The organism is Brevundimonas diminuta ATCC 11568 (genome assembly GCF_000204035.1).
GTDB lineage: Bacteria > Pseudomonadota > Alphaproteobacteria > Caulobacterales > Caulobacteraceae > Brevundimonas > Brevundimonas diminuta.
This window is the reverse complement of sequence record NZ_GL883086.1, coordinates 2,480,434-2,487,974: the sequence shown is the minus strand read 5'-3', so window position 1 is coordinate 2,487,974 and position 7,541 is coordinate 2,480,434. Positions and strand designations below refer to the sequence as shown.

Annotated in this window: 10 protein-coding genes; 7 read left to right on the top strand and 3 right to left on the bottom strand. The window is 69.9% G+C overall.

Annotation, left to right across the window (positions count from 1 at the left end; translation table 11 throughout):
- The 6 genes from BDIM_RS15990 to BDIM_RS18220 form a co-directional block, all read left to right on the top strand.
- Positions 1 to 459, top strand: a 459-nt coding sequence (locus tag BDIM_RS15990; RefSeq protein ID WP_040346446.1) for an HlyD family secretion protein, incomplete at its 5' end; no start/stop codon positions are given.
- Entirely contained in the window at positions 456 to 2,048 is a 1,593-nt protein-coding gene (locus tag BDIM_RS15985) for a DHA2 family efflux MFS transporter permease subunit (protein WP_003166599.1), read from the top strand. The genes BDIM_RS15990 and BDIM_RS15985, both read left to right, overlap by 4 nt.
- Positions 2,048 to 2,647, top strand: coding sequence for a TetR/AcrR family transcriptional regulator (locus BDIM_RS15980; protein WP_003166598.1), 600 nt, complete (start codon positions 2,048 to 2,050; stop codon positions 2,645 to 2,647). Before BDIM_RS15985 ends, BDIM_RS15980 begins: the two co-directional genes overlap by 1 nt.
- 86 nt (positions 2,648 to 2,733) lie before the next feature.
- The gene (locus BDIM_RS15975; protein ID WP_003166597.1) at positions 2,734 to 3,513 is read left to right on the top strand and encodes a creatininase family protein; all 780 of its coding nucleotides are present in this window, start codon (positions 2,734 to 2,736) and stop codon (positions 3,511 to 3,513) included.
- 20 nt (positions 3,514 to 3,533) lie between these two features.
- The gene (locus BDIM_RS15970; protein ID WP_112999663.1) at positions 3,534 to 4,007 is read left to right on the top strand and encodes a phasin family protein; all 474 of its coding nucleotides are present in this window, start codon (positions 3,534 to 3,536) and stop codon (positions 4,005 to 4,007) included.
- Between the two features lie 72 nt (positions 4,008 to 4,079).
- Positions 4,080 to 4,238 (top strand): hypothetical protein, encoded by a 159-nt coding sequence (locus tag BDIM_RS18220; RefSeq protein WP_169312162.1) that lies wholly within the window; start codon positions 4,080 to 4,082, stop codon positions 4,236 to 4,238.
- Positions 4,239 to 4,258: 20 nt separating this feature from the next.
- Here BDIM_RS18220 and BDIM_RS15960 read toward each other — a convergent pair whose 3' ends face one another.
- From BDIM_RS15960 to tsaD, 3 genes are read right to left on the bottom strand one after another with little or no spacing between them, the layout of a single operon-like run.
- Positions 4,259 to 4,648, bottom strand: coding sequence for a Rieske (2Fe-2S) protein (locus tag BDIM_RS15960; RefSeq protein WP_003166594.1), 390 nt, complete (start codon positions 4,646 to 4,648; stop codon positions 4,259 to 4,261).
- A complete protein-coding gene (locus tag BDIM_RS15955; protein ID WP_003166593.1) occupies positions 4,648 to 5,646 on the bottom strand; it encodes an NAD(P)H-dependent glycerol-3-phosphate dehydrogenase in 999 nt (332 codons plus the stop codon). Before BDIM_RS15955 ends, BDIM_RS15960 begins: the two co-directional genes overlap by 1 nt.
- Positions 5,647 to 5,687: 41 nt before the next feature.
- Positions 5,688 to 6,878 (bottom strand): tRNA (adenosine(37)-N6)-threonylcarbamoyltransferase complex transferase subunit TsaD, encoded by a 1,191-nt coding sequence (gene tsaD / locus BDIM_RS15950; protein ID WP_050796811.1) that lies wholly within the window; start codon positions 6,876 to 6,878, stop codon positions 5,688 to 5,690.
- A 116-nt stretch (positions 6,879 to 6,994) separates the two neighbouring features.
- Between tsaD and hemC the strand changes: the two genes are divergently transcribed.
- On the top strand, positions 6,995 to 7,541 hold a 547-nt coding region (gene hemC, locus BDIM_RS15945; protein ID WP_248601242.1), incomplete at its 3' end, for a hydroxymethylbilane synthase.

The window sequence follows — 7,541 nt, the reverse complement described above, 5'->3', positions numbered from 1 at the left end:
GGCGTCGTCGGCGCGCGCGGCGTGCGCCTCGGCCAGGTGGTGCAGGCGGGCGGCCAGCTGATGTCCGTGGTGCCGCTGCAGGACACCTATGTCGTCGCCAACTTCAAGGAGACCCAGGTCGGGCGGATGCGCCTGGGCCAGGCCGTCGAGATCAAGGCCGACGCCTTCCCCGGCCGGGCGCTGCAGGGCCGTATCGACAGCTTCGCCCCCGCAACAGGGTCTGAGTTCGCCCTGATCCCGGTCGAGAACGCCACCGGCAACTTCACCAAGATCACCCAGCGCGTGCCCGTCCGCATCGTCGTCCAGCGCGACGCCTCGGGCCAGCCGATCGTCCTGCGGCCCGGCCTGTCGGTCGAGGTCAAGGTCGACCTGAAGAGCCAGGGCGGGCCCGCCTTCGCCGAGGCCCACATGAGCGAGACGGGCCTGGCCCAGGCCGCCGCCCCGAGCTCCGCCCGGTGAGCCAGACGGCGGCCCCGACAACGGCGGCCCCGGCCCCCGCCGACCAGCCCGAGATCAACTGGACCGTCCTGCTGCTCGGCTTCGCCGGCATGGTCATCGGCCAGTTCATGGCCATTCTCGACATCCAGATCGTCGCCGCGTCCCTGCCGCAGATCCAGGCCGGGGTCGGCGCCTCGGCCGATGAGATCAGCTGGATCCAGACCGCCTATCTGATCCCCGAGGTCGTGATGATCCCCCTGTCGGGATACCTGTCGCGGCTGTGGGGCACGCAGAAGGTCTTCCTGGCCTCCTGTCTCGGCTTCCTGGTGATGAGCGTGGCCGTGGGCCTGTCGTCGTCGATCGAGATGATGATCGTCTTCCGCGCGCTCCAGGGCTTCGTCGGCGGGGCCATGATCCCGACCGTCTTCGCCGTGGCCTTCACCGCCTTCCCGCCCGAGCGGCGCGTGACGGCCAGCGTCATCATGGGGCTGATCGTAACGCTGGCCCCCACCGTCGGCCCGACGCTAGGCGGGCACCTGACGGAATGGCTCAGCTGGCGCTGGCTGTTCTTCATCAACGTCTTTCCCGGCGCGATCGTCCTGTTCCTGGTCGGGCGCTACGCCCATTTCGACAAGGGCGACCCCAGCCTGTCCAAGGGCTTCGACTGGCTGGGCCTGGCCCTGATGGCCGCCTTCCTGATGAGCCTGCAGTTCGTGTTGGAAGAGGGCGCCAAGGAGGACTGGTTCGCCGACGACATGATCCTGCTGCTCAGCGTCGTCGCCGCCGTCTGCGGTCCGGCCTTCGTCTGGCGCTCGCTCAGCTACCGCAATCCGATCGTCGAGCTGCGCGCCTTCGGCAACCGCAACTTCGTGGTCGGGGTGCTGATGACCTTCATCGTCGGCGCGGCCCTGTTCGGCGGCACCTTCCTGCTGCCGCTGTTCCTGGGGCGGGTGCGCGACTATTCGGCGGCCGAGGTCGGCACCACCATGGTCGTCTCCGGCCTGGCCATGTTCGCCACAGGCCCCATCGCCGGGCGGCTGGTGCGGGCGGTGGACGCCCGCATCCTGATGTTCGTGGGCTTCATGATGGCCGCCTGGGGCATGTGGGACGCCCGCATCGTGACGGATCAGTGGGGCTTCTGGGAGTTCGCCGGGGTCCAGGCCATGCGCGGGGCCGGCGTCATGCTGGCCATGATCGCCTCGCAGCAGGTGACAATGGCCACCTTGCCGCCGCACATGGTCAAGAACGCCTCGGGCCTGGTGAACCTGTCGCGCAACGTCGGCGGCGCCTTCGGCCTGGCCATCCTCAACACCTCCCTGACCCAGAACACCGCCCTGCACATGGTCGAGCTGACCAGCGCCATCGACCAGACCCATCAGGGGGTGCGCGACATGATGGCGGGCATGGCCGTGCGCTTCGCCGGCTCCATCGACCCCCAGGCCTCGGCGATGAAGGCGGTCTACGGCCTGTTGCAGAAACAGGCGACCACCCTGGCCTTCGGCGACGCCTTCGCCCTATTAGCCATCGGCTGCGCCTGCGCCGGTTTCCTGACCCTGCTGTCCAAACCGGCCAAGCCCAATCCCTCCGCAGCTCCTACGGACGCCCACTGATGCCCCGCGCCCTCGGCCAGATCGACGAACACAAGAGCCGCGCCATCCTGCGCGCCGCCGCCGAACTCTTCATGGAGAAGGGCGCCAAGGTCTCCATGGCCGAGGTCGCCCGGCGCGCGGGCGTGTCCAAACAGACCCTCTACAACCGCTATCCGACCAAGACGGACATCGCCCGCGACCTGGCGGCCCAACGCTCGGAAGAGACTCTGGCCCCCCTCGCCTCCGACATGGACGTCGAGACCGCCCTGGCAAGCGTGGCCGAGACCCTGATCCGGCGCGTCTGCATCGAGGGGCGCGGCGTCGCCCTGCGCGGCATGGCCCTGGCCTCGCCCGAGGCGCCCGAGCTGGCGCGCGTCGTCTATGACGCGGGGCCCGGCCAGAACCTGCGCCGTCTGGCCGTCTGGCTGGAGGAGCAGGACCGCCTGGGCCGCCTGTCCGCGCCCGATCCCGTCGCCGCCGCCGAGATGTTCACCGGCATGGTGCTGGGTCACGGCCACCTACGCTCGGTGCTGGGCCTGCCCCACCCCGAGATCGACGACATCCCCGCCCGCGCCCGCGAGGCCGCCCGTCGCTTCGTGCGCGCCTTCGCGCCGCAATAGGCCTTCGCGCCCAAGTTGGCCCTGAAGGCGGATCAGCGTAAAGCCGCCCCCAGTCCCCTCACCTCCCGCCCGTCGGAGTCCTTCCCATGCTGATCCACCTGTCGTCCTGGCCCGAGATCGACGAGCGCCTGAAGTCCGGCGCCCTTCTGTCCAAGACGGTGATCGTGCCGATCGGCTCGAACGAACAGCACGGGCCGACGGGCCTGCTGGGCACCGACTGGCTGTGCCCCGAGATCATCGCCCACGCCGCCGAAAAGGGCGACGACAGCCTGATCGTCACGCCGACCTTCAACATCGGCATGGCCCAGCACCACCTGGCGTTTCCCGGCACCATCACCCTGCGCCCGTCGACCTTCATGGCGGCGATCGCCGACTGGGTGTCGTCGCTGACGCGCCACGGCTTCGAGCGCATCTATTTCCTCAACGGCCACGGCGGCAACGTCGCCACCATCGAGGCCGCCTTCGCCGAAATCTACGCCGACTGGTCCTTCACGCCCGAGCCCTGGGCCGAGCGCCCGCCCTTCGTGCTGAAGCTGCGCAACTGGTGGGATCTGCCGGGCGTGCAGAAGCTGTGCGAGGACATCTTCCCCACCGGCCACGGCAGCCACGCCACCCCGTCCGAGATCGCCGTGACCCAGGCGGGCTATCCCGACCGGATCAAGACCGCCGACTATGAGCCGAAGATCGCCCCCTTCGGCCCGATCCGCGACGCCAACGACTATCGCGCCCGCTTCCCCGACGGCCGCATCGGCTCGGACCCGGCGCAGGCGACCCCGGAGAAGGGCCAGCGCATCATCGACGCCGCCGTTCCGGCCCTGATCCGCGACCTGACCGACTTCGCGCAAGAAGTCTTGCCGGTCGCCTGAAACCAGCCCAGGGTCGTTGCATGAGTCCCATGCAGAAGACGGCCCGCAGCGCCCTGCGCAACGCCCAGGCCGGTCAGGAACTGGCCCAAGCCTCGGCCGCCGTCATCACGCGGCGGTTCGAGATCATGGGCGAGGCTCTGGCCGACCCCCTGCGCGCCGACCACGCCGAACTCAATCGCATGGGCGTGGAGAAGGTCGAGGCCATGACGGCCTCGGCCGGGGCCGCCTATACCGGCGCGCTGGACCTGGCCGAACGCGCCGGGCGTCTGGCCGCGCGCGAGGGGGCCGAGGCCGCAGACTGCCTGGCCAAACTGGCCCGCGCCGACACCCCCTTCGCCTTCGCCGCCGCCCAGACCGACTGGGCCCTGGGCGCCTGGAGCCGGGCGATGAGCGACGGCTGGTCCTTCTACGGCGCGGCGCTGAAGGCGCAGGCCAAGACGATGGCCCCCGTCCACGCCAAGGCCACGGCCAATGCGCGACGCCTGAAGCGCTGACCTCGCGCGGGCGTGATGGAACGCCCGGCGCCGTCGCCGGATTGCCTTTGCATCCATGCGGAGGAGATCACCATGGCCGAGAAAGACCCCAAAGACCCCCACCCCGGCATGATGGGCGACGGCACCGAGGAGCAGAACCTCAACCAGCCCGGCGTCCCCTCCAAGCGGATCACCGAGGAAGAGGTCGACGAAGCCTTCACCAAGGATCCCAAGCTGGTCCCGAAGGAATAGGCGGGACGCGGCTTCCGCCCTTACGCCGTCCTTATAACCCCGTCCCGCGCCTCGACCGGCCAAGGCGTCAGCTTGCCGCCCGCGCAGGGTCCGGCGACGCAGGCGCCCGACAGGGGTTCGAACGCCGCTCCGTGCCAGCCGCACAGGATCAGCGAGCCGTCCGGCGTCAGATAGCGGTCCAGCTCCATCGCGATGGGAAAGCCAGCGTGCGGGCAGCGATCCACCCAGCCCGCGACCTGACCGTCCTTCTTCACCACGAAGCCGTGGAAGAAGGCCTCGCCGATCTGCAGCACGAAGCCGCGCGAGCCGGGATCATTGATGTCCGCCTCAAGACACAGGGCCACGTTCGGCGGCGTCTTCCAGACCCGCTTGCGCTCCTGCGTCTCGGCCGCCGGACCCTCTTGCGCCACTATTCGCGCTCGGGCTTCAGCGGGCGGCTCATCAGGCTCTCGATCGCCTGATCCACCGTCAGCTCGCCCGCCAGCACCGCCGCCGTCGCCTCGCAGATCGGCGTGTCGACGCCCAGCTTGCGCGTCAGTTCGCGCACGGCCGGCGCGCTCTCATAGCCCTCGGCCACCGAGCGCTTGCCTTCCAGCGCCTGCTCGACGCTGAGGCCCTGCCCCAGCGCCAGGCCCAGGCTCATGTTGCGCGACTGCGGGCTGGAGCAGGTCAGCACCAGATCGCCCACCCCGCACAGCCCCGCCACCGTCTCGGCCTTGCCGCCCAAGGCCGTGGCGACGCGGACGATCTCGGCATAGCCGCGGGTGATGACGGCGGCATGGGCGCTGCGGCCCAGTTCGCGGCCCTCGACGATGCCGCAGGCGATGGCCAGCACGTTCTTCAACGCCCCGCCCGTCTCGGCTCCGATCAGGTCGTCGGCGTAATAGGGCCGGAAGACCGGCCCCGACAGGGCGCCCGCCAGCGCCTCGGCCATCGCCGCATCGGCGCAGGCCAGGGTCACGGCGCTGGGCAGGCCGCGCGCCACCTCGGCGGCGAAACTCGGCCCCGACAGCACGGCGGCCGTGGCCGAAGGAATCGTCTCGGCCAGCACGTCGGTCATCAGCTTCAGCGAGCCGCGCTCAATGCCCTTGGAGCATAGGATGATCGGCAGGCCCGGCCGGGCGTAGGGCGCAAAGGCCGTCAGCGTCGCCCGCATATGCTGGGCTGGCGGCACGGCCAGGATCAGGTCGCAGTCAGCCAGGTCGGCCAGGTCCGAGGTGACGTTGATGGCCGAATCCAGCTCGACCCCCGGCAGGAAGGCTTCGTTGACCCGGCGCGTGCGGATGCTCTCGATCACCTCGGGCTCGCGCGCCTGCAGGATGACGGCCAGACCCGCCGCCGCCGCGCTCTGCGCCAGAGCCGTGCCCCAGGCGCCGCCGCCAATTACGCCTGCCGTATGAAATTCCATGTCTTCTCCGGTCCCCCGACCCCCGCCGTGCGTCAGGCCGTTCAAGCCTTGGCGCCCTTGCGGCCCGTTTTCTTGTGAACAGGATCGACGTTCGCGCGCGCCTCGTCCAGTGGCCATCGTGGTCGGGCGGCGACATCAATGTCCGACGTGAGCCCTTTCTCCAGCCGTTCGGCCCCCGCAAGGGCGATCATCGCCGCATTGTCGGTGCAATAAATCATCGGCGGCGCGAGGAAGGTGAAGCCGTGTTTCGTAGCCAGATCCTCCAGCGTCCGCCGGATCGTCTTGTTCGCCGCGACCCCGCCCGCCACGACAAACAGTCTTTCTTTTTGCCCTACCGCCTCGCGCGCGGCGCTCGGCTGCTTGAGGGCGCCGTCAGCGAGTTCCGGATGTGCCTCGGCGTAATCCTTCATCGCCCGCTCGGAGCGTTCGGCCAGTTGGCGCCCGATCGCCTTCTGCACTGCATCGGCCAGATCGGCGCGATCCTGATCCGTCTCGCATGTCTGGGCCAACCGCGACGCCGCCGTCTTCAGCCCAGAGAAGGAGAAATCGCAGTCCTTGCGCCCCAGCAGCGCCCTCGGCAGCTCAAACCGCGACCCATCGCCTGACGCCGCCAGCTTCTCCAGCGCCGGTCCGCCCGGATAGCCCAGCCCCATGGCCTTGGCGATCTTGTCGAAGGCCTCGCCCGCCGCGTCGTCGATGGTCGTGCCCAGACGGCTCATGTCGCCGATGCCGCGCACTTCCAGCAGCTGGCAATGCCCGCCCGAGACCAGCAGCAGCAGGAAGGGATAGGTCGTCTCCGCCCCCAGCCGCGCCGACACCGCATGGCCCTCCAGATGGTTGACCGCGATCAGCGGCAACCCCCGCGCCAGCGCCGCCGCCTTGCCGTAGGACAGGCCCACCATGACCCCGCCGACCAGACCCGGCCCCGCCGTCGCCGCCACGCCGTCCAGCGCGCTCCAGTCCAGCCCGGCCTCGGCCATGGCCCGGCGCGTCACGCCGTCGATCATCTCCACATGGCTGCGGGCGGCGATTTCCGGCACCACCCCGCCATAGGCCGCATGGTCGTCGATCTGGCTGTGGATGACGCTGGACAGCACCTGTGCGCCCGCCGCCGACAGCCGCACGACCGAGGCGGCGGTCTCGTCGCAGCTGGTCTCCAGCCCCAACACGGTCAAACCGTCCGACCCGCGTTCGGTTGCCCCGTCCGTCGCCCTGCTATAGTCCGCGTCCATCTTCATTGGGCGGAGTTAGCGACCCGCCCCCCCTTTCGCAACGGCGTCTCGACGTGACTCAACCTCTCCTGCGCATCGGCACCCGACGTTCGCGCCTGGCCCTGGCCCAGTCCGGCATGATGCAGCGCGCCATCGGCCGCGCCCTGGGCGTGCCCGAGGCCGAGGTCGAAACCCTTGTTCCTCTGGTCGAGATCGTCACCACCGGCGACCGCATCCAGGACCGTCGCCTGCTGGAAATCGGCGGCAAGGCCCTGTTCACCAAGGAGATCGAGGAAGCCCTGCTGGATGGCCGCGTCGATGTCGCCGTCCACTCGATGAAGGACGTCCCCGCCGAACAGCCGCCGGGCCTCGCCATCGCCGCCGTGCCCGAGCGCGAAGACCCCCGCGACGCCTTCATCAGCGACCATTACGCCACCTTTGCCGACCTGCCGCAGGGCGCCCGTTTCGGCACCGCCTCCCTGCGGCGTCAGGCCCAGGCCCTGGCCCTGCGTCCCGACCTGAACATCGAGATGCTGCGCGGCAACGTCGACACCCGGCTGAAGCGGCTGCGCGACGGCGATTTCGACGCCATCCTGCTGGCCTGTTCGGGCCTCAACCGCCTCGGCCTCGGCGAGGTCATCCGCCAGCGCCTGCCGCTGGACGCCTTCCTGCCCGCGCCGGGCC